The 22846-nt window shown below is 55.1% G+C and carries 13 protein-coding genes; 12 read left to right on the plus strand and 1 reads right to left on the minus strand.

What is annotated here, in order from left to right; translation table 11 throughout:
- Positions 1 to 358 precede the first annotated feature (358 nt).
- The gene (locus tag CIK95_RS04420) at positions 359 to 691 is read right to left on the minus strand and encodes a hypothetical protein (RefSeq protein WP_094466381.1); all 333 of its coding nucleotides are present in this window, start codon (positions 689 to 691) and stop codon (positions 359 to 361) included.
- 727 nt (positions 692 to 1418) lie between these two features.
- Between CIK95_RS04420 and CIK95_RS04425 the strand changes: the two genes are divergently transcribed.
- The 12 genes from CIK95_RS04425 to CIK95_RS04480 all read left to right on the plus strand — a co-directional run bounded on the left by CIK95_RS04425 (position 1419) and on the right by CIK95_RS04480 (position 22629).
- The gene (locus CIK95_RS04425) at positions 1419 to 4490 is read left to right on the plus strand and encodes a TonB-dependent receptor (protein WP_254046422.1); all 3072 of its coding nucleotides are present in this window, start codon (positions 1419 to 1421) and stop codon (positions 4488 to 4490) included.
- Positions 4491 to 4503: 13 nt separating this feature from the next.
- A complete protein-coding gene (locus tag CIK95_RS04430; protein WP_094466383.1) occupies positions 4504 to 6495 on the plus strand; it encodes a RagB/SusD family nutrient uptake outer membrane protein in 1992 nt (663 codons plus the stop codon).
- A 21-nt stretch (positions 6496 to 6516) separates the two neighbouring features.
- Positions 6517 to 7863, plus strand: coding sequence for a DUF5000 domain-containing lipoprotein (locus tag CIK95_RS04435; RefSeq protein WP_094466384.1), 1347 nt, complete (start codon positions 6517 to 6519; stop codon positions 7861 to 7863).
- A 30-nt stretch (positions 7864 to 7893) separates the two neighbouring features.
- Positions 7894 to 9069 carry a DUF4998 domain-containing protein gene (locus CIK95_RS04440; protein ID WP_094466385.1) on the plus strand — a complete coding sequence of 392 codons (1176 nt, stop codon included), beginning with the start codon at positions 7894 to 7896 and terminating at the stop codon, positions 9067 to 9069.
- Positions 9070 to 9263: 194 nt separating this feature from the next.
- Positions 9264 to 10163: a diaminopimelate dehydrogenase gene (locus CIK95_RS04445; protein WP_094466386.1), complete on the plus strand. Its 900-nt coding sequence runs from the start codon at positions 9264 to 9266 to the stop codon at positions 10161 to 10163.
- A 27-nt stretch (positions 10164 to 10190) separates the two neighbouring features.
- Positions 10191 to 10595, plus strand: a complete 405-nt coding sequence (locus CIK95_RS04450; RefSeq protein WP_094466387.1) for an FMN-binding protein — start codon at positions 10191 to 10193, stop codon at positions 10593 to 10595.
- A 486-nt stretch (positions 10596 to 11081) separates the two neighbouring features.
- Positions 11082 to 11540 carry a hypothetical protein gene (locus CIK95_RS04455; RefSeq protein WP_094466388.1) on the plus strand — a complete coding sequence of 153 codons (459 nt, stop codon included), beginning with the start codon at positions 11082 to 11084 and terminating at the stop codon, positions 11538 to 11540.
- Positions 11541 to 12990: 1450 nt separating this feature from the next.
- On the plus strand, positions 12991 to 14922 hold the full coding sequence (locus CIK95_RS04460) for a sialate O-acetylesterase (RefSeq protein WP_158215088.1): 1932 nt from the start codon (positions 12991 to 12993) through the stop codon (positions 14920 to 14922).
- 260 nt (positions 14923 to 15182) lie between these two features.
- Positions 15183 to 17162: an OPT family oligopeptide transporter gene (locus CIK95_RS04465; protein ID WP_094466390.1), complete on the plus strand. Its 1980-nt coding sequence runs from the start codon at positions 15183 to 15185 to the stop codon at positions 17160 to 17162.
- 28 nt (positions 17163 to 17190) lie between these two features.
- Complete coding sequence (locus tag CIK95_RS04470; RefSeq protein ID WP_144007729.1) at positions 17191 to 18408, plus strand: hypothetical protein; 1218 nt, start codon at positions 17191 to 17193, stop codon at positions 18406 to 18408.
- Positions 18409 to 18538: 130 nt separating this feature from the next.
- Positions 18539 to 21331, plus strand: coding sequence for a 3'-5' exonuclease (locus tag CIK95_RS04475; protein ID WP_094466392.1), 2793 nt, complete (start codon positions 18539 to 18541; stop codon positions 21329 to 21331).
- Between the two features lie 2 nt (positions 21332 to 21333).
- The gene (locus CIK95_RS04480) at positions 21334 to 22629 is read left to right on the plus strand and encodes a sialidase family protein (protein WP_094466393.1); all 1296 of its coding nucleotides are present in this window, start codon (positions 21334 to 21336) and stop codon (positions 22627 to 22629) included.
- The last annotated feature ends 217 nt before the right edge of the window (positions 22630 to 22846 follow it).

Raw genomic sequence — 22846 nt, forward strand, 5'->3', positions numbered from 1 at the left:
ATATCTCGAGAGCATGCTCTCGGATATTCCCCGCCACCCCCCATCCGCGCCTGCCTGGTGGCAGGCTGAAAAGCCGCAAATACAAAAAGACCGCCTTTGGCGGTAAAAAAAGTCCGGCTACGCCGGTACAAAAAAATGATTACCTGATTATCTATCGGTAGCGTCATATAAGCGTAATAACACAAGCTGCTATTCCTGCTGTGGTAACGCCTTCGGCTAACCGCAACTCTTACAGAGTAGCTCCACCTTATTATATATATACCCAGGGTAGAGTCGCTGCGCCCCTCAACCCTGGGCTATGAAATCGCAACTCCTACAGAGTTGCCAGGGGTGCGCCCCGTCCACCATAAGCCCCATCCTAACCTTCCCCAAGGGGAAGGAAAAAAGCCAAAACAAAGGCCCCATACCAGCCTTTTTCAAGAAAAAGAGCGTAACTACAACCTCCTAAAACACAGCGAGAATGAATTCCCGCCCCTTGGGGAGGGTTAGGGAGGGGCTTACAATCAGCTGTTTTTTTACCGCCAACGGCGGACTTTTTTTTACGGCCACCGGCCGCTTTTTGAACCATGCCGGCTGTTGTCGTCATGCAAAGCATGGCGTTGGGGATGGCGGCGACGACACAGAGGAAAACGAGTTTTCCGACTGGCGTCACCGACAGCCACAAAAAGGCGAAGCCGACAACAGCCGCCATGGCTTTTTGTATTTATATCAACCACAAATAGAAGCAACTAATTATAGATTAGCTCCACGATAGAACCCTTGTTTCCTGCCGTGGTAACGCCTTCGGCTAACCGCAACTCTTACAGAGTAGCTAAGTAGGGTGGTGTTCTTACCCAGGGTAGAGGCGCTGCGCACCTCAACCCTGGGCTATGAAATCGCAACTCCTACAGAGTTGCTGCTGCTTGCGGGCCATAATTCATCGTTGATGATGCGCCCGCCAAGGGTTATACATAATTTGGTTGTTGTCGATGATATGCACACCAACAACCATGTATGGTTATCCCATCGTAGGCGGTGCGCACCCCTGGCAACTCTGTAGGAGTTGCGTTTCCTCAGCCCAGGGTTGCGGGCGAAGCACGCTACCCTGGGTAAGCGATCAACTAATATAGCTACTCTGTAAGAGTTGCGATTAGCCGTAGGCGTTACCAACCTTTCAACCCTCTACTATGTCCCCTTATATATATAAATAGGTATAGGGGGAAACGCAATTATTTTCTGATTAGTCCCCGTGGTTCTGGAATTGCGCAAATTTTGCGCTAAAAATTACCTACTGTAACGCAATTTTCACCTTAAAAAGTTTTTGGGTCTCATAATTAATTGTAAATTTGCATCAGCATCATCTTAATAATTGATAAAATATGAGTAAAAAATGTAGTTTAACATTACTCTTTTTCTTGCTTTTCATGCCTTTGTCTCTTTTGGCACAAGAGATAACGGTCAAGGGAAAAGTCTCTGAGAAAGGTACTGGCGAACCCTTGCCGGGCGCAAGCGTAGTAGTCCAGAAATCCACAAAGGGTGTTATGACCGACGTTGATGGTGGCTATGAAATCAAAGTCAAGCCAACCGACAAACTTGTGTTCTCCTACGTAGGTATGGAGGACAAAGTCGTTACCGTGGGAAACCAGACAGTTATCAATGTAGAGCTTGCCCCCAAGGGTAACGAGCTTGACGAGGTAACGGTCGTAGCCTACGGTAAGCAGAAGAAGGAGAGTATCACCGCGTCTATTACCACGGTCAACGCCAAGGACCTGCGCGTACCATCGAGCAGCCTTACCCAGTCGTTTGCCGGTAACATCGCTGGTATGATAGCCTACACCCGCTCGGGTGAGCCGGGCCAGGACAACACCGACTTCTTCGTTCGTGGCGTCACCACGTTCGGCGAGGGTGGCTCCAACCCTCTTATCTTGATCGACAACATCGAGCTGACCACAACAGACCTTAACCGTCTGCGTCCCGATGACATCGAGAGTTTCTCTATCCTCAAGGATGCGTCGGCCGCAGCCCTCTACGGAGCCCGCGGTGCCAACGGTGTCATCCTGGTTACCACCAAGCGTGGTGAGGAGGGTCCCGCCAAGATTTTCGGACGTATAGAGCACTCTATCTCAAGTCCTACCAAGAAGGTGGAGATAGCCGACCCCGTAACCTACATGCAGTGTTACAACGAGGCCCTGCTGTCGCGCAATCCCAGCAACATTGACGACCTCATCTACAGCCAGGACAAGATAGAGAACACGGGCAAGCCTGGTGCCAACCGCATCATCTACCCTGCCAACGACTGGTACAACATGCTGTTCAAGAACACCGCACAGAGCACCCGTGCCGATGTGTCTATCCGAGGTGGTGGTAAGGTGGCTACCTATTATATATCGGGAGCCTTCACCCAGGATAGCGGTATCCTGAAGGTGGACCACCGCAACAGCTTCAACAACAACATTGACAGCAAGGTCTACACCATGCGTGCCAACGTGGATGTCAATGTTACCAAGACCACCAAGGTGGGCCTGCGCCTTACCGGCAACTTTGACGACTACACCGGCCCGATGTCTTCGGGTAACGAGATGTTTGTCAACGTAATGCACGCCGACCCTGTGCTCTTCCCCGCCTACTATCCCATGGACAATGACCATATAGGCATCAAGCACATCATGTTCGGTAACTACGAGACGGGCGGATACATCAACCCATACGCCGAGATGGTTCGCGGCTACAAGGACTACCAGCGCTCCCAGATGATAGCCGCCGTACAGCTGGACCAGGATCTGAGTTTCATCACCAAGGGCCTGAAGTTCACCACCCTCTTTAACCTTACGCGCCTTTCTGACTTTACCACCAAGCGTTACTTCAAACCTTACTGGTATCAGCTGGGCAGCTACGACTCGTACACAGGCGAGTACCACATTAACCGTATCAATGAGGATGGTACAGACTATCTGACCTATGAAGAAGGAAAGAAGAACGTGACCAACACCATGTACTGGGAAAGCCGCCTGTACTGGAACCAGCACTTTGACGTTCACTCCCTGGGTGCCCTGTTGGTATTCACCACCCGCGAGCAGCGCAATGCCAACGCCGGCAGCCTGCAGCTCTCGCTGCCCTCGCGTAACGTGAGCCTGGCAGGCCGATTGACTTACGGCTATGACGACCGCTACTTTGCCGAGTTCAACTTCGGTTACAACGGTTCTGAGCGTTTCTCCAAGGAGCACCGCTGGGGTTTCTTCCCCTCAATGAGTTTCGGCTGGATGATGTCTAACGAGAAGTTCTTCAAGCCATTGGAAAAAATTATCACCAAGCTGAAACTGCGCTACTCTTACGGTCTCGTAGGTAACGACAACATCGGAAAGGCAACCAACCGCTTCTTCTATCTCTCTGAGATGAATATGAACTCTGGCTCGGCCGCATCGCACTTCGGCAACAACCTGCAGACCACCTATAACGGCATCACCTTTAAGCGTTATGCCAACGCAGCCATTACATGGGAACGCTCCAAGAAGCAGAACTTCGGAGTGGAACTCCAGCTGTACAAGGACTTGGACATTATAGCCGAATACTACAACGAGAAGCGTACCGATATATATATGAGCCGTGCAGACATTCCGTCGACTATGGGTCTGCAGACCGCTATCAGCGCCAACATCGGCGAGGCCTCTGCACACGGTGTAGACATCCAGCTCGAATACAAGAAAAACTGGAACAAGGATCTCTGGACATCGGCCCGCGGTAACTTCACTTTTGCCCGCAGCAAGTACGAGGTTTACGAGGAGCCCACCTATGCCGAGTCGTATCGCCAGCACAAGGGCTACTCTATCAAGCAGAAATGGGGTTACATAGCCGAGCGTCTGTTCGTAGACGACGAGGAGGCCGCTAACAGCCCGTCGCAGGCCGGTTTTGGTTCGCAGTACGGCGGTGGTGACATCAAGTACACCGACGTAAACAAAGATGGTATCATCAACGAGGCCGATATGGTGCCCATCGGCAACCCCACCTCGCCTGAGTTTATCTACGGCTTCGGTGTGTCGGTAGGCTACAAGGGCTTCGACTGCTCGGTATTCTTCCAGGGCCTGGCCAACGAGTCGTTCTGGATCAACGCCAGTGGCTACAGCAAGAACAACACTGGCGGTATGGCTCCATTCTACCAGCACACCCAGTTGCTCAAGTCTATCGCCGACGACCACTGGAGCGAGGACAACCGCAACCTGTATGCCTTCTGGCCCCGCCTGAGCACCTATCTTAACAACAACAACACGCCGACCAGTACTTGGTGGATGCGCGACGGCTCGTTCCTGCGCCTGAAGCAGATGGAGTTAGGTTACACCATTCCACGCAATCTCACCAAGAAGTGGCACATGGACAGTCTGCGCTTCTACGTATCGGGTACCAACCTGCTCAACTGGAGCAGCTTCAAGATGTGGGACCCCGAGCAGGGAGCCTCAGCCTTGAACTATCCGCTGCAGCGTACTATCAATATCGGCTTAAACGTTACCTTCCAATAAAACAGACCATATTATGTTGAAGATATTTAACAAAATCAAGACTTCGGTACTGATTGCCGGTGTAGCCCTGATGAGCCTTGCATCGTGCAACGATTACCTTGATGTAGTGCCCGATGGCGGCGACCCCACACTGGACGACGCCTTCAACCTTCGCTCAACAGCCATCCGTTATCGTGGTACCTGCTATTCATATATGCAGAAAGACGGTTTCGGAAGTGGCGACCCGGCTCTGCTCGGTGGTGACGAGTTGTGGGATCTCTATCCCCGTACCACCCAAAAGTACATCGGCCAGACCATGACCATGATAGCCCGTGGTCTGCAGAGCAAGTCCAATGTATATGGCAATGACTGGGATCATTACTTTACGGCCATTCGCGACTGCGACAACCTAATAGACAACGTGGACAAAGTGCCTGACATGACCGATGAGGAGAAGGCGCAGTGGAAGGCCGAGGGACGGTTCCTCAAGGCTTACTACCACTTCTGCCTTATCCGCAAGTGGGGTGCCATCCCTATCACCAAGCACAGTCTGCCCATGGATGCCAGCGTAGAAGAGGTCCGTGTTTACCGCGACCCCATCGACAGCTGTTTCAACTTTGTCCTGGACGAGATAGACAAGGCCATCCCCTATCTGTCTGAGTCGTTTGACGAGAGTGAGTATGGCTATGTCACCAAGGCTGCCGCTGCTGCCATGAAGGCCCGTGTGGCCTGCTATGCTGCCAGCCCCCTGTTTAATGGCAACGAGGATCAGAAGAACCTCGTTGACAAGCGCGGCGTACAGTTGTTCCCTTCAAAGACCGAGGAGCAGAAGTTGGAGCGTTGGAAATATGCCATGCAGGCTTGTAAGGATGCCATCGATGAGTGCGAGAAGGTTAACATCAAGTTGTACACAGGCCAGGACATTACCCTGCGTCTGGGCGACAACGACACGCTGAAGACCGATCTCATTCTGCGTGGCACACTTTGCCAGCCTTGGAACACAGAACTCATCTGGGGCAACACCCAGCTCTCATGGGGAAGCAGCGAGCGCCAGTATTGGCAGATGCTCGCCACGGTAGACCTCCAGGCCAAGACACTCGGAATGAGTGGCCCCATCACTGGTTACCGCTGCGTTGGTGTGCCTCTGAAGATAGCCGAGGAGTTCTACACCAAGCACGGAGTGCCAATCACGGTTGACAGGGATCGCCAGAACGGCTGGAACGAGCTTGATATTGTACGTGGCGACGAGGCCCACAAATACTATATAGAGAAAGGCTACGAGACCGTTAAGCTCAACTTCGACCGCGAACCCCGCTTCTATGCCTACTTAGGTTTCGACGGTGGCAAGTGGCTCGGCCAGTTGCCCGAGGCTACCCTGCAGAAAGCCCCAGGTCAACTCTCGCCCGAGGACATTTTCGATGTAGAGTGCCGCAATGGTAAGTATGCCAACAAGCTCGGTGGCAACCAGGGCCCTGTAACCGGCTACTTCCCCAAGCGTACCATTCCTTACCAGAACCGTGTATCGGGTAATGCCGGAACGAATGTCTCTACGACTTTCTTCCCCTATCCTATCATCCGTCTCACTGACCTCTACCTGCTCTACGCCGAGGCCATCAACGAGGTGGAAGGCCCCAATGGTCCTAACAGCGCCGAGATGTTCAAGTGTCTCAACGACATCCGTGAGCGTGCCCATATTCCTGACGTGAAGACTGCCTGGGACAGCTACAGCACCAACCCCGGCTACTACAGCACACAGGCCGGTATGCGCGCCATCATCCACCAGGACCGTATGAACGAAATGGCATTCGAGAGCCAGCGTTTCTGGGATTTGCGCCGCTGGAAAGAGGCCCCCGCAGAGTATAGCAAGAATATCTACGGCTTCAACCTGAACGCCTCGGATCCTACTGAATACTACAAGAAGACCCTCGTGTTCGAGCAGCCTTTCTTGCTCCGCGACTACTTCTGGCCTATCAGCACATCGACTATGGAACACAATCCTAATCTTATCCAGAACACAGGTTGGTAAACTAATAAATAGCATACAATTATGAAAAAGATACTAATATCACTCAGTTTATTACTGATGGCTGTCATCACCCTGGTTAGCTGTGGTGACGGCAACAGAATAGACCAGAAAGGCGAAATAGCCATTCCGCAGAAGCCCACCATTGTGGGCATCAAATCGGTTCCTGGCGGTGCCGTCATCAAGGTGTCTATCCCTGACGACCCCAACCTCAAGGGCGTGGTAGCAACCTACCAGCGCAACGGGGCAACCGTAGAGTCACGCATATCGCGCTATCTTGACACACTGGTCGTAGAAGGTTATGCCGACGAGAACGAGCACGACGTGGTAATCCGCTCGTTTAATGCCAACGATGACAAGTCAGAGGGACAGACCGTGAAAATAACTCCGCTGGTAGCTCCCGTCAAGACCGCAAAGTTCGAGGCTTTCGAGAGTTTCGGTGGCATCAAAATACGTATCACTGATAATCCTACCCTGGCCAAACTGGCCCTCGTAGTACAGTGCGACCAGACCAACCCTGACCAAGACCTGGCCTACGACCAGCGTAAGTGGAAAGACGTGTCTACCTTCTTCACAGAGAGCAACTCTGTCGTCTTGACCCGCCGTGGCCTGGAAGCAGTTCCTACCGTTTTCGCGTTCCACTTCCGTGATGATTTCGGCAATGTTTCTGAGACACAGCTCATCAAACTGACTCCCAAGGAGGAGGTAGCTCTCAACAAGAAACTCTGCAAGCACTATCCTGTAGGCACGTATCCTGTGGACCTCAAAAAACTGCAGCCCGGTGCAGACAACTTTGTCAACGATACCGGTGGCGGTGACGTAAAAGCCCTCTTCGACGGTGTGTACAATGGTACCGGCAAGTTCTTCCTTGCAGCCAAGGGTAACCCCATTCCCACATGGCTTACCATTGACCTCGGCCAGGAGGCTTCTATCAGCCGTATCGCCACCAAGCCCCGCTGGGACTACATGCCTTTCCAGAGTGGTAATGTACGCGAGTGGGAGTTCTGGGGTACTGATGTAGACCCACGCCAGGACCTTATAAACAATCCTGCTAACAAGGACGATGCCGACTACCAGTCTCGTCATGGCTTCAGCCGTGGGTGGTTCATGATTGCCAAGGGCGAGCAGTACAAGCCATCGGGTTATGCTCCTGACGGCACCGTAGACGGCTGGACCTCTGAGGACCGCGAGTACTATCTGAACAGCACTGAGTATGAGTGCGACAACACCAACCCGCTCACACCCCGTGCCTTTGACAAGATACGCTATCTGCGCATCGTGGTGGTTAACACCTTCGAGTCATGGCAGTACAAGCAGACCTCAGGTGGATGGTTCATCGGCGAGGTAAGTCCTTATGGTCAGATTTATTAAAACAGTAATCTTCCTAAATAGCATACGACAATGAAAAGAATATTATATATAACATTGATTGCCGCGCTTATAGGCTCGTTCACTTCCTGCAAGGATCAGGACGACATCTACAAGCAGTGGGTAGTACCTGGCGGCAGCGTCTATCCGGAGAAAGCCAATGGCCTTAACGCCAAGTTGGGCTATAAGCGTATACAGCTCAGATGGGCTACGCCCAAAGACCCCTCGGTGACCAAGGCTGTCATCACCTGGGACAATGGCGACCAGACCAAGGAACTGAACTATGCCGACTATGCCGGGCAGGACAGTATCAGACTGGAAATAGACCAGCTCAAAGAGCAGAGCTATACCTTCAACATCGTCAACTACGACAAGGAGGGCAACCAGTCTATGCAGTCTGAGAATACCGCTTCGCCTTATGGCGACATCTGGCTCGCAACACACTCAGAACGTACCATTAAGTCGGCTGAGATTCCCAGTGGCACCAACGCCAATATAACCCTTGACTTTGGCACCAATGAGATGGTGGCAACCAAGTTCCGCTATCTCAACAACGATGGCGAGTGGGTGGTTACAGACCCTGTGCCCAGCAATGTAGCCAGCGTGGTGTTAGAAAATGCCAAGGTGGGTACTCGTTATGAGTATGCCTCGGGCTACTGCCCTGTTGCCGGACTGGACACTATCTGGAACAGTTGGAGCAAGTCGCCCACGCCTATTGCCGGCAAACTTACCCATACCAACTGGTCGGTAGAGGCTCCTGGTTATAGCAATGGCTATCCTCCCGAACTGGCTATCGATGGCGTAAATAGTAGCAACTTTGCCAACGGCTGGTGGTGGAACAATGGCACCTATCCCAAGATTTTCCTCGTAGACCTGGGCAATGAGACTACTTTCGTTAACAAGATAGTGCTCTACCAGAATACTGGTAATTGGTATAACGGCCGTACACTCTATAACGTAGAACTCTATTGTGGTAACGAGAAGTTTGACATCAACGCCGGTGCCGACTACGCCAATACGCCTGCTTTCCAGCATGCAGTCTACAAGCATACCACTATGGTGTTCTGGAATGGCTCAGCTTCGGCAACCTGGAATTTTGGTGAGATGAAGAACTTCCGCTACTTCTGCTTCGTCATAAAGAACAGCCGCCGTAACGGTAGCGCCATCAACGAGATTGATGCCTTTGGTTATGATAATGCAGCCGAATAGTAGTACTTTTGAAATTTAATTTTAACAATAACTAAAGAGTCCCGATGACCATGAACGTCATCGGGACTTTTTTGATGGCTGTCGCGCTGTCGATTTATCATTTGTTAGTAATAAATACTGTTAAGATGGCGGTTTTTACGCAGAAATGGAGTAATTTTGCCATCGCAAACAACAAATTTAACATTATACTGACAATGAAAAAGATTAGAGCCGCCGTAGTAGGTTACGGCAATATCGGTCATTACGCCGTGCAGGCCCTCGAAGCCGCCAAGGATTTCGAGATAGCTGGCATCGTGCGTCGTCAAGGCAACACAGACTGCCCATTGGAACTTACTCCTTACGAGGTAGTAGATGATATCTCCCTGCTCCACGATGTAGATGTGGCTATTCTCGCCACGCCTACACGTTCTTGCCCCGACTATTCAGCCAAGATAGTGGCTATGGGCATCAATACCGTCGACAGTTTTGATATCCATACCAGCATCCTCGACTATCGCCGCAAGCAGATGGAAAACTGCAAGAAGGCAGGCCGTGTCAGCGTCATCGCTGCCGGATGGGACCCAGGTTCCGACTCCGTAGTGCGCGTGCTCATGGAGAGCCTTGCCCCCAAGGGACTCAGCTATACTAACTTCGGTCCCGGCATGAGTATGGGTCACTCTGTCTGCGTGCGTAGCAAGGAGGGTGTGCGCAATGCCCTCTCTGTCACCATTCCCCTCGGCGAAGGCATCCATCGCCGTATGGTCTATGTAGAGCTCGAAGACGGAGCCACCCTCGAGCAGGTCACCGCTGAGATCAAGGCCGACCCCTATTTCGCCAACGACGAGACCCATGTCTTCGCCGTAGCCTCTGTCGATGATGTGCGCGATATGGGTCATGGTGTCAACCTCGTGCGCAAGGGTGTGAGCGGCAAGACCCCAAACCAGCGTTTCGAGTTCAATATGAGCATCAATAACCCTGCCCTCACCGCCCAGGTGCTTGTCAATGTGGCTCGCGCCACTATGCATCTGCAGCCCGGCTGCTACACCATGCCCGAGATACCCGTTATCGACATGCTCGCTGGCGACCGTGAGGAGATTATCAGTCATCTGGTATAAGCAGAAAACAACGGAAAACGAATCATAATGAATCGCAAAACTTATCTTATGCTTGCCTCCGTGATGGCGGCAGTGGTAGTGGCGCTGCTCATCAGTGCGCGTCCTGCCGATGAAATCATGACCCATAAGGGCAACACCACCATCGTCAACACCACCCAGTTGGGTGCGCAGGTGCGTGGCTTCAAGGGCGCCACTCCCGTGTTGATACACATCGAGAAAAACAAGGTGGTCAAGGTAGAGGCTCTGCCCAACAGAGAGACTCCCAAGTTCTTCGCCCGTGCCAAGGCTGTGCTCCAGCAGTTTGAGGGCCTTACAGTGGCCAAGGCCCAGAAGGCCGAGGTCGATGGCGTCAGCGGCGCCACCTTCAGTTCCAATGCGCTCACCAAGAACGTCAAGCTCGGACTGGAGTATTACAAGAAGAACAAGAAGTAACCTGACAGTATCGGCAACGCCCATACCGCCCTATTTCATACAGCGTGGCAAGGATTGAGTTCCCTGCCACGTTTTTTTTATTGGTGTGGGGGAGGGAGGTGCATTGTGAGCCCCTCCCCAGCTCTCACCAAGGGATGGAAATCCATTCCCGTTGTGTTTAAGGAGGTTATGGTTACGCTCCTTTTCTTGAATAAGGCTGGAATGGGGCCTTTGTTTGGCTTTTTTCCTTCCCCTTGGGGAAGGTTAGGATGGGGCTTGTGGTTGATGGTACGCACCCCTGGCAACTCTGTAGGAGTTGCGATTTCATAGCCCAGGGTTGAGGTGCGCAGCGCCTCTACCCTGGGTAAATATATAATAATGTTTAGCTACTCTGTAAGAGTTGCGATTAGCCGTAGGCGTTACCCGCAGCAGGAGACAAGGGTTCATTCGCGGAGCTAATCTATACTTAGTTGCTTCTATTTGTGGACGATACAAACACAAAAAGCCATGACGGCTGTTGTCGGCTTCGCCTTTTTGTGGCTGTCGGTGACGGCAGTCGGAAAACAAGTTTTCCTCCTTGTCGTCGCCTCCATCCCCAACGCCATGCTTTGCATGACGACAACAGCCGCCATGGTTCAAAAAGCGGCCTTTGGCCGTTCAAAAAGTCCGCCTTTGGCGGTAAAAAAACAGCTGATTGTAAGCCCCTCCCTAACCCTCCCCAAGGGGCGGGAATTCGTTCTTCTTGTGTTTGAGGAGGTTGTGGTGCACACCTTCCCCTTGGGGAAGGTTGGGATGGGGCTTCCCTACGGCAACTCTGTAGGAGTTGCGATTACAAAGCCCAGGGTTGAGGTGCGCAGCGCCTCTACCCTGGGTATATATATAATAAGGTGTAGCTACTCTGTAAGAGTTGCGATTAGCCGAAGGCGTTACCCGCAGCAGGAAACAAGGGGTCAGTCGCTTGGCTAATCTATAATTAGCTGCTTCTATTTGTGGTTGATAAAAACACAAAAAGCCATGACGGCTGTTGTCGGCTTCGCCTTTTTGTGACTGTCGGTGACGCCAGTCGGAAAACGAGTTTTCCTCCATGTCGTCGCCGCCACCCCCAACGCCATGCTTTGCATGACGACAACAGCCGCCATGGTTCAAAAAGCGGCCTTTGGCCGTTCAAAAAGGCCGCCTTTGGCGGTAAAAAAACAGCAGCTTGTAAGCCCCTCCCCAGCCCTCACCAAGGGGAGGGAATCCATTCCCGTTGTGTTTTAGGAGGTTATGATTACGCTCCTTTTCTTGAAAAAGGCTGGAATGGGGCCTTTGTTTGGCTTTTTTCTTCCCCTTGGGGAAGGTTAGGATGGGGCTTGTGGTTGATGGTACGCACCCCTGGCAACTCTGTAGGAGTTGCGATTTCATAGCCCAGGGTTGAGGCGAGCAGCGCCTCTACCCTGGGTAAGAACACCACCCTACTTAGCTACTCTGTAGGAGTTGCGATTAGCCGAAGGCGTTACCACTGCAGGAATAGCAGCTTGTGTTATCCCATTTATATGACGCTACGGATAGAAATAAGGTAATCATTTTTTTGTACCGGCGCAGCCGGACTTTTTTTACCGCCAACGGCGGACTTTTTGTATTTGCGGCTTTTCAGCCTGCCACCGGGCAGGCGCGGATGGGGGTGACGGGGAATATCCGAGAGCTCGCTCTCGAGATATCTCCCGACACACACGGACGCATAGGGCGAAGCCCTGAAAAGCCACAAAACTTTTTGTAGCTCCTTGTGACGGTAAATTCATGTAATAAGGAAATACACACGACAAGTAACGCCTACGGCTAAGCGCAACTCCTACAGAGTTGCCAGGTTAGTGGGTCGCTTACCCAGGGTAGCGTGCTTCGCCCGCAACCCTGGGCTGTGGAATCGCAACTCCTACAGAGTTGCCGCTGCTTACGGAGTGTACCCAAGAAGCCCCTCTCTGGCTCTACAAAGGGAGAGAATTGAGCCCATCTCCCAAACCTTCGCCATGGGGTGTGAGTTCATTCTCCTTGTGTTTGAGGAGATTTGGTTGCGCTCCTTCCCCTTGAGGAAGACTGGGATGGAGCTTCACTTTGCCACCACCGTGACCCTGTCGGCTGGCTCGTACCTTATGATACGTGGGCTCGTGCCTTATGTTACGTGGCCACGTGCCTTATGTTACGAGAGCTCGTGCCTTATGATACGAAGTAGGCGGTGTGGTCTCCACACTCCCCGTCTTCCCTTCCGCGCCCCGCAGTGATATCTCCTGCGACGCAACCATCCTCCCGTTGCCTACCAATTTCATCCCAATATGCAAAAACATGGCGGGGGATGGCGTTTTAACCGTCAAAAATGTGTAAATTTGTAGTCACAATGACCATAAACCTACTTATTGAGTTGTTAAACTTATCCACTGTCATGAAACAAAGAATCTACACATTGACACTCCTGCTCATGGCTTTTGCCTTGGGCGCTATGGCGCAACTCCGTTTGCCCGCCATCATTTCAGACCACATGGTGATTCAGCGCGGCGAGCCCGTACACGTTTGGGGATGGGCTGCCCAAGGTCAGAAGGTTACAGCCACCCTCGCCGGACACAAGGCTACCGTGCGCACCGGTAAGGACGGCCGCTGGAGTCTCTATCTCCCCGCCATCAGCGCCGCCGGACCTCACACCCTCACTGTCTCAGCCGGCAAGGAGAGCCTCTCCGTGACCGACATCCTCGCTGGCGAGGTGTGGATGACCAGTGGCCAGTCCAATATGGACTTCCGTCTGCGCAGCATCGACCGTGCCGACGACGAGATTAGCCATGCCACTAATGCCAGCATACGCCTCTTTGAAATCAACCACGCCCTGGCGAGCCGTCCTGCCGACGATGTGAGTGGACACTGGGCTGTCACTACCCCCGAGGCTGCCGACTGCTTCACCGCCGTGGGCTACCTCTTCGCCAAAGAACTCAATGCGGCGCTCGGCTGTCCTGTGGGCATCGTCAACGCCAGTTGGGGCGGCACCCAGATTGAGAGCTGGATGACCATGGGGTCGATAGACCGTTTCCCCAAGTATACCCAGCTCATGGAGCAGCTCCGCTCTGACGCCTTCCGTGCCAACGAGCTGCGCGGACTTGCCAACGACGCCCGCTTCGAGCGTGAGGTGGCTGCCGATCGTGGCGAAGCCGAAGGCTGGTATGCCCCCTCTTACGACAAGAGTCACTGGCAGCCCCTCGCCATGCCCGGCCTGTGGGCCGACGCTCCTCTCGCCCGGATGGACGGCGTGGTCTGGACCACTGCTAAGTTCACCGTGCCCGACTCCCTTGCCGGTCGCGAGGCTCTGCTCTCCCTCGGCTTCATCGACGATGCCGACGTGACCTGGGTCAACGGCCACCGTGTGGGCGCCACCCGTGGCTATGCCGTCAAGCGTCGTTACCAGATACCTGCCGGTGTGCTCCATGCCGGCGACAACGAGCTGACGGTCAAGATTGTCGACGACCACGACGGTGGCGGATGCTATGGCTCTGCCAGCCTCTTCTATGTCCAGGTGGGCAGCCGTCGCCTCTCTATCCTCAATCATCCTTGGAGCTACTGCGTGTCGGTAGAGAAGGACAACAGCGGTTTCCGCAGCTACTTCTCCAACGACTTCCCCTCACGTATATATAATGGTATGGTCGCCCCCGTGGCTCCCTATCCCGTCAAGGGCATCGTCTGGTATCAGGGCGAAGCCAATACCGAGCGCCCCGGCGAATACCGCGACCTCTTCCCAGCCATGATTGACGGCTGGCGACAGGCCCGAAAGCGCCCGGATCTTCCATTCTACTGGGTGCAGTTGCCCAACTTCATCGCCACGCCCAAGAACGACCTTGCCGGACTGCGCGATGCACAGACTTCGGCCCTCTCCCTTGCCCATACGGGGCAGGCGGTGACTATCGACGTGGGCAATCCCACCGACGAACATCCCCTCGACAAGCATACCGTAGCCCGCCGCCTTGCCCTCCATGCCCTGCACAACGACTATGGCCATAGCGACCTCGTCTGCCAGAGTCCTCGTGCCACCGGCGTTACCCGCCAGGGCGACGGCACCATCCTGGTCACCTTCAGCCATGTGGCCCAGGGTCTGCAGTGTCATGACCGCTATGGCTATCTCTGCGGATTTGCCGTCATCGACGCCCAGGGCAAGCGCTACTGTGTCAAGGCCGAGATAGCAGGCACCGACAGCGTGCGCCTGCTCACCACTCCCAACCTCGCAGTGACCACGGTGACCTATGGCTGGGAAAACAATCCCGAAGACGCCAACCTCTTTGGTTCGACAGGACTGCCTGCCACGCCCTTCATGATGAAGATAGGGCAGGGGAAGTGAGTGGAAATGTAAAAAACAATAGATTGTTTTGTATTCTCTTCAGTTTCCATTAACTCTACGGCTATCGCCATGAAGGTAGGCGGTGTCTCGGAAATAAAAACAGCAGATTGTTTTGTTTTCTCTTCAGTTTCCATTAACTCTACGGCTATCGCCGTGAAGGTAGGCTGCACCTCAAGAATAAAAATAAACACGTTTATTTTGTATTCTCTTCGGTTTGCACTACCTTTGTATCAGTTAAAACATTACTAATATATACTACAATGACAGAAAAAGAGAAAGACGCGGTGCAGCTGCCCGACAACGCTTTTCGTGAACTTCACGACGGCGAGGAGTACAAGCCCATTATGGGTCCCGAAAAGACCATTCCCGAAGTCACAGCATGGAGTGTGACGTGGGGATTGTTGATGGTAGTGCTGTTCTCGGCTGCTGCCGCCTATCTGGGATTGAAGGTAGGTCAGGTATTCGAGGCCGCCATCCCTATCGCCATCATCGCCATCGGCTTATCGTCGGCCACCAAGCGCCGCAACGCCATGGGCGAGAATGTTATCATCCAGAGCATCGGTGCCTGTTCGGGCGCTGTGGTAGCCGGAGCCATCTTTGTGATGCCCGCCATCTATATGCTTGACCTCCAGGCCGACTTCCTGCGCGTATTCATCGCTTCGTCGCTGGGTGGTATCCTCGGCATCCTCTTCCTCATACCTTTCCGCAAGTATTTCGTTAAGGATATGCACGGCAAATATCCCTTCCCCGAAGCCACTGCCACCACCCAGGTGCTCGTGTCGGGTGCCAAGGGAGGCAGCCAGGCCAAGCCCCTGCTCGTGGCTGGTCTCATCGGTGGACTCTACGACTTCATCGTCGCCACCTTTGGTCTGTGGAACGAGAACTTCACCTCGCGTGTAGTGACATGGGGTCAGCAGCTTGCCGACCATGCCAAGCTCGTCTTCAAGGTCAACACCGGTGCTGCCGTCCTCGGTCTGGGCTACATCATCGGTCTGCGCTATGCCGCCATCATCTGCTTCGGTTCGCTTGCCGTGTGGTGGCTTATCGTTCCGGGTATGGCCTTGCTTTTCCCCGACACCGTCCTCAACCAGTGGGACCCCAATATTGTCACTCCTGTGGGTGAAATGACTCCCGAAACCATCTTCAAGGCCTACGGCCGTTCCATCGGTATCGGTGGCATCGCCATGGCTGGCGTGATAGGCATCATCAAGAGCTGGGGCATCATCAAGAGTGCCGTCGGCCTTGCCGCCCGCGAGATGAAGGGCAAGGGCGCTGGCGCCGAAGAGGTAGTGCGCACCCAGCGCGACATCTCGTTCAAGATTATCGCCATCGGCTCGGTGCTCACCCTTATGGTTACCTTCGCCTTCTTCTATGCCGGCGTGATGGACTTCAACCTCACCCATGCCGTGGTAGCCATCCTGTTGGTTGCCGTGATAGCCTTCCTCTTCACCACTGTGGCTGCCAATGCCATAGCCATCGTCGGTAGCAATCCCGTATCGGGCATGACGCTCATGACCCTCATCCTCGCCTCGGTAGTGATGGTGGCTGTGGGTCTCAAGGGCAATGCCGGTATGCTCGCAGCCCTCCTTATGGGTGCCGTGGTATGTACCGCCCTCTCTATGGCAGGCAGTTTTGTCACCGACCTCAAGATCGGTTACTGGTTGGGTACCACTCCCAAGAAGCAGGAGACCTGGAAATTCCTCGGCACCATCGTGTCGGCAGCCACTGTAGCCGGCGTGATGATCGTGCTCAACAAGACCTACGGCTTCCAGAGCGGCAAGCTCGCCGCACCCCAGGCCAACGCCATGGCAGCCGTCATCGCTCCGCTCATGAACGGTCAGGGGGCGCCCTGGTTGCTCTACGGCATCGGCGCCGTCATCGCCCTCGTTCTCGACCGTTGCAAGATTTCAGCCCTTGCCTTTGCCCTGGGTATGTTTATCCCTATGGAACTCAATATCCCCCTCCTCGTGGGTGGCGCCGTCAACTGGTTTGTCACCACCCGTTCGCAGGATGCTGAGGTCAACAAGGCCCGTGGCGAGAAGGGTACCCTGCTTGCCAGCGGATTTATCGCCGGCGGTGCCCTGATGGGCGTAGTGAGCGCTCTGCTCAAGTTTGGCGGCATCGAGTTCAACTACGACGCCTGGTGGGCCAACCACCTGAGCGAGCTCCTCTCTCTGGCTGCTTACCTCTTGCTCATTACCTATTTCATCATAGCCACCCGCACCACCAAGAAGGCCTGATGCGGGGCAGGCTTCAATCGTTGACGATATGAACACCTCTTCCTTATCCTTTGCCGTCCGCACTGGCATGCTGCTCATGGTCGCCCTGCTTGTGACCATGAGCACCAGCGCTGCGGCCCGGCGCTATGCCAAGATTTCCCGTGCCTGGGTAGAGCACGATGTCATCCTGGACGGCCAGCGAGGCATGAAGGTCCACCTCTATCTTACCGTGAGCGGCATGAAGCGCCGCAGCGTGAGCCTCACCGGCGAGGTTACCCTCGACAGTGATGTGGCGGGCGACGACCCCGTGGTCATCTACCGCTGCGACGGTGCCCTGATGCCCAGCCACGACATCGACACCTATCTGGACTACCCCCTCTTTGTCAACTACGACACAGGCAATTGGCCCGAGGGCGACCACCACTATTATCTCAATGTCCTCGTGACCAATACCGCCAATGGCGAAGCCCTCAACACGCCCGGTTCTACCATCCTCGACTTCTCGCTGAAGCGTGGTGACGACGGCTCCTACATCAGTTATGATACCACCGTCGAAGAGATTAAGCAGCGGATAGGCTATCAGCCCTCTACGCCTACCACGCCCGCTACTCCGGCGCCCGTGGCTACCCCCAAGCCAGCCCCCCAAGCGGCTCCGGCGCCAGTAGCTACCCCCAAGCCGGTTCAGAAGACCACTCCCTCGACACCATCTGCCCAGGAAATGACCGACCAGCAGCGGTTGTACATCTCCTGGATGAAAGACCGCATTATCAAACAGCTCGATGCTGGCGATGGCAACTACATTGTGATATGCACCAGCAGCTATGCTCATGGTCCGAACAAGGTGACAGACATCTTCTGGGTCCCCCGCGACTTCAGACCTTACAGCTCGGCATACAAGCAGCTCATGGCGACCGACAAATATATCAAGTGTTTTGTGGATGGCATAGATGTCCTCAAACTCATCAACCACACCCTCGCCGACGGCCGTGAATTCAGCACGGTCTATATATGCGACCGCGACCAACTTGCCAACGGTGAGGCTTGGGAGTATAAAAACAAGAACCATCCCGAACAGGCCACCCACTACTATATGGAAGAGCACCGCATATCCTCAAAGGCAGCAGCCTGGCTGCAACTGCTCATAGAGGGAAAGCTCACTACGATGAGCTTTCAAGGGCGTGACGGCTTAAAAATGGAGACCACCACGAGAGTAGCCCTCAAGGCTCCGCGTCGTATCCCTTATGGCAACTCGCCCGACACGTACTGATGTTGGCGTCGCCCCTTCGCCCTCTCCGCTGCCCATCACACCCCTTAACCTGATATAATCCTTATCCATGACCGTCATAGTCACAGCGCATGTGGCGGTTATGGATATTTTTTTGCAGATTCATACAACTATGACACAATCTATGTCCCCTGCCTGGCAGCCCGACGCAAGTCAGCTGCGCGTGATAGAAACCCCGTTAGGAGGTTACCACCTGGTGCTGGCGCCCCCTGGCTGCGGCAAGACCCAGATACTTACCGAGCGCATCCGCCGTGCCCACGACCAGGGCATAGCCTATGGCGACATGCTCTGCCTCACCTTTACCAACCGCGCTGCCCGCGGCATGCGCGAGCGCATCGCCCAGTATATCGAGGGTGCCGACCTCGGCCAGCTCTATGTCGGCAATATCCATAGATTCTGTTCCCGTTTCCTCTTCGAGCACCACCTTGTCGAGGCAGAGACCTCGGTCATCGACGATGACGATGCCCTGAGCATCCTTGCCCGTTACCAGAACGAGGAAGAAAGTGCCATCAAGCAGCGCCACAACCGCCGTCGCGAGTATGCTGAGATTATCCAGTTTGCCCACTTCATGCACCAGATTATCCATCATCATCCGCGTGGGCTGAGGCTCCATCCCGACTGTGTCAGTGCCGACGATGTGCGCGCTCTCAAAGCCATCTGCCGTGCCGAGCGTCGCGAGTTTACCCCCGACGCCATGATACATATCTACGACCATACCGACGACTACCGCGACGTCATCCATGGCGACGCCTTCGATGTGGGTACCCAAGCCCTTGCCACCAATACCCTGCGCAAGATGCGCTATGCCCACGCCTACACCGCCTACTGCCGTCAGAACAAGCTCATCGACTTCGAAGACCTGCTCCTGCTCACCTACGACGCCCTCACTGTCGACAACGACTATCCCCGCTACCGCTGGATACAGGTCGACGAGGTTCAGGACCTCAACGCCATGCAGATGGCCATCATCGACCTCATCACCGATACCGCCGTCACCCGTGGCGAGGGCATGGTGATGTATCTCGGCGATGCCCAGCAGGCCATCTTCTCCTTTATGGGCGCCAAGAGCGACACCCTTGCCCTGCTGCGCCAGCGCTGTGGCGACCATATCTACCACCTCAACATCAACCACCGTTCGCCGGCGTCGCTCCTTGCCATGACCAATCACTATGCTGCCGAAGTCTTGGGCGTAGACCGCGCTCTGCTGCCCACAGCCCAGCCCAGCGACGCCGCCGACTGTGCCGAGATGCGGCTCATCGAGTCGCCCCTCATCGACAGCGAGTATCACGATGTGGCTGCCCTTGCCCGCAAGCTCGCCCTTGCCGACAACCGTGAGACCACCGCCATCGTGGTCAACTCCAACTATGATGCCGACAAGGTGGGCGAGGCACTCCATGCCCTCGATATGCCCTTCTTCCAGGTGTCGGGAACAGATATTTTTGCCTCAGTCCAGGTCAAGACCATGCTCGCCCATCTCAATGTGCTTGCCTCGGAGACCAACTTCATGGCATGGGCACGCTTGCTCTATGGATTGGGCGTCTTTGCCGCTCCCGCCTCTGCCCGCGAGTTTATGCGCAAGATGCTCAACCGCGCCCTCCTGCCCTCCGATTTTCTGCTCTACGACTCCACCACCTACGTGCAGGACTTTGTGGCTGCCGTCGACGCCGACGCTCCCGTGGTAGTCTTCGATACCGAGACCACCGGACTCAGCGTCTTCGACGACGACATCCTGCAGATAGCCGCTGTCAAGATGCAGCATGGCCGCATGGTCCAGGGCTCCTCCTTTGTGGTGCATATCCAGACCGAGCGCCCCATCCCCGAGATGCTCGGCGACATCCCCAACCCCATCATCGAAGAGCGGCGCCACGCCACCCTCGTCAGCCATGCCGAGGCACTGCGCCAGTTTGTCGACTACATCGGCGACTGCCGTCTGGTGGGTCACAATGTCGAGTACGACTACCAAATCCTCGTCCACAACCTCAGCCGCTATCTCCCCGATGTCGCCCTTCCTGCTCACGACCGCTGCATCGACACCCTCAAGCTCCTGCGCCTGCTCCATCCCGAGCTGGTGAGCTACCGGCTTGACTTCTTCCGCCGCCAGCATCTCTTCGGACTCAGCGAAGACAATGCCCACCTTGCAGATGTCGATGTCGAAGACACCTGCCGCGTCATGGCCCACCTCTACCGTCGTTGCCGCGAGGTCATCCCCGAGCAGCAGGAGTTTCTTGACCGTGCCGCCACCCGCAGGGCTGCCGACATGCTGCGCCGCAACTACCGCGACCTCTATGTCCGTGCCCGTGAGCAGCTCTATGACCACGCGCCGGCTGGCGACAGTCCTGCCATGGTCGGCCAGATGCGTGCCGTCTACGACTACCTGCGCCAGATGGGCGGCGACCATGCCCAACCCCACAAGATAGACTATGTGCTCAGCTATATCGCCCACGACATCGTCGACAGCAGCCTCGCGCCGTCGCTTGCCGAGCAGCTGCAGCGCCACCTCATGGAGACCAACACCCTCAAAGAGTCAGACCTCTGCGGCTCCGATGTCCTCGACGAGCGCATCTTCGTCTCCACCATCCACAAGGCCAAGGGCCTCGAGTTTGACAATGTCATCGTCTTTGATGTCGTCGACGGCCGTTACCCCAACTACTTCACCCGCGACGACGAAGCCCAATGCGCCGAAGACCGCCGCAAGCTCTATGTAGCCCTCACCCGTGCCCGCCGCCGCGTCTATGTGGCGTGGAGCAGCGGGCGCATCGCCTACCGTGGCGACAGGGTCGTCCAGTATCTCTCGCCGTTCCTGCTGCCCGTGGTGCGTTACTTCGACAGCCTCAGTTGCACCCGCTGCCGGCACCGGGCTGACTCCTGTACCCAGAACAATAATCACAAATATAGTAAAGACTAATTATGAAGACAATCCTTACAGCCTTTGGCATGGTCGTCGTCGCCACTGCCGCGTGCGCACAGACCACGCTGTGGAAGACCGACACCGCCAGTCACAAGTATTACCGCATTCCCGCCATCGTGGCGTATGACAACCACGTCATAGCCTTCTCCGACAACCGCTCGGGCGTGACCGACGCCACCAGTTGGGGCGATGTAGGTTCGGTGGGCAACATCAGCATCGAGGTACGCCACAGCAACGACGGCGGACAGACCTGGACCGCTCCCCGCTGCGCCGTCATGGGATTTGGCAGCGGCAACTTCGACCAGAGCCATGGCGATGCCGCCGTGGTGCGCGACCGCGAGACGGGCCGCATGCTCATTATGACCGGCTCGGGCGAAGTGGGCTACGGCAGGTCGCGTGTAGATGTACCCGGCGACTACTCCAAGGTACTCAAGGTAGGCCGCTACTACAGCCTCGACGACGGCTACACCTGGAACGGTGGCGATGTGACCTCGCAGATTTATGACCTCTATCGCGGTCATGGCAATATCTTCCGCCTCTTCTTCACCAGCGGCCGCATCTGCCAGAGCCGACTTGTCAAGCATGGCACCTACTACCGTCTCTACTCAGCCGTGGTGACCAATGAGGGCAGTCTGGTCGTCTACTCCGATGACTTCGGCCACACATGGGTACCCCTCGGCGGTGCCGACGCCCGTCCAGCCCCACAGGGCGATGAAGCCAAGATAGAAGAGCTGCCCGACGGCCGCGTGCTGCTCAGTTGTCGTCGCAGCGGTCAGGACGGCCGATGGTTCAACATCTTCACCTACGCCGACCGCCAATGCCAGGACGGCAGTTGGGCAGAGCCTGTAGCCTCGGAGAAGCACGACGGCGGTACAGCCACCATCAACAACAACTGCAATGGCGATATACTCTTCATTCCAGCCCTCGATGCCGACGGCCGCCGCGTCTATGTGGCTCTCCAGTCGGTGCCCCGTGGCACCCCTGGCAACCATCCCACCAACCTTGAACGCCGCAGCCATGTCTCTATCTACTGGAAAGCCTTCGACACAGCCGACAGTTGGGCCACTCCCGACAGCTGGGCCGACGGATGGCAGCGCCACGAGATTACCAAAGGCTATTCTGCCTATTCATCCATGGCGCTCGACGGCAATGGCGATATCTGCTTCATCTATGAAGACCATGGCGTCCACTTCCGTCTGGGCAGTCAGTCCACCGAGATGTACGACATCCTCTATCGCCACCTCAGTCTTCAGGACATCACCGGAGGACGGTATCAGTACCGCGCCGCCAAGTAGGGTGGTGAGTATAGCCCATATCGCAAAATCCCCGCAGTCGACAGTCGGCTGCGGGGATTGTTTTACGCATCATCGCGGCGCTCTCTCCGAGCAGTCCCAGCCTGTGGATGGCAGCGTCCGCGAGCCAGATAGAGTCGGGTGGGGCAGCGGTCAAGACAAAATGACAAACAATGAGCTTTTTTAATGACATTTATATAAATATTCTTGTAGTGACCAC

The sequence above is a fragment of the Prevotella sp. P5-108 genome (assembly GCF_002251385.1).
Taxonomy (GTDB): domain Bacteria; phylum Bacteroidota; class Bacteroidia; order Bacteroidales; family Bacteroidaceae; genus Prevotella.

What these genes read in the sequence shown, in the direction of transcription:
- CIK95_RS04450 (WP_094466387.1), top strand. Translation starts at nt 10,191, where the DNA reads ATGAATCGCAAAACTTATCTTATGCTTGCCTCCGTGATGGCGGCAGTG.
- CIK95_RS04440 (WP_094466385.1), top strand. Translation starts at nt 7,894, where the DNA reads ATGAAAAGAATATTATATATAACATTGATTGCCGCGCTTATAGGCTCG.
- CIK95_RS04465 (WP_094466390.1), top strand. Translation starts at nt 15,183, where the DNA reads ATGACAGAAAAAGAGAAAGACGCGGTGCAGCTGCCCGACAACGCTTTT.
- CIK95_RS04430 (WP_094466383.1), top strand. Translation starts at nt 4,504, where the DNA reads ATGTTGAAGATATTTAACAAAATCAAGACTTCGGTACTGATTGCCGGT.
- CIK95_RS04445 (WP_094466386.1), top strand. Translation starts at nt 9,264, where the DNA reads ATGAAAAAGATTAGAGCCGCCGTAGTAGGTTACGGCAATATCGGTCAT.
- CIK95_RS04470 (WP_144007729.1), top strand. Translation starts at nt 17,191, where the DNA reads ATGAACACCTCTTCCTTATCCTTTGCCGTCCGCACTGGCATGCTGCTC.
- CIK95_RS04460 (WP_158215088.1), top strand. Translation starts at nt 12,991, where the DNA reads ATGAAACAAAGAATCTACACATTGACACTCCTGCTCATGGCTTTTGCC.
- CIK95_RS04480 (WP_094466393.1), top strand. Translation starts at nt 21,334, where the DNA reads ATGAAGACAATCCTTACAGCCTTTGGCATGGTCGTCGTCGCCACTGCC.
- CIK95_RS04455 (WP_094466388.1), top strand. Translation starts at nt 11,082, where the DNA reads ATGACGGCTGTTGTCGGCTTCGCCTTTTTGTGGCTGTCGGTGACGGCA.
- CIK95_RS04420 (WP_094466381.1), bottom strand. Translation starts at nt 691, where the DNA reads ATGGCGGCTGTTGTCGGCTTCGCCTTTTTGTGGCTGTCGGTGACGCCA.
- CIK95_RS04435 (WP_094466384.1), top strand. Translation starts at nt 6,517, where the DNA reads ATGAAAAAGATACTAATATCACTCAGTTTATTACTGATGGCTGTCATC.
- CIK95_RS04475 (WP_094466392.1), top strand. Translation starts at nt 18,539, where the DNA reads ATGACACAATCTATGTCCCCTGCCTGGCAGCCCGACGCAAGTCAGCTG.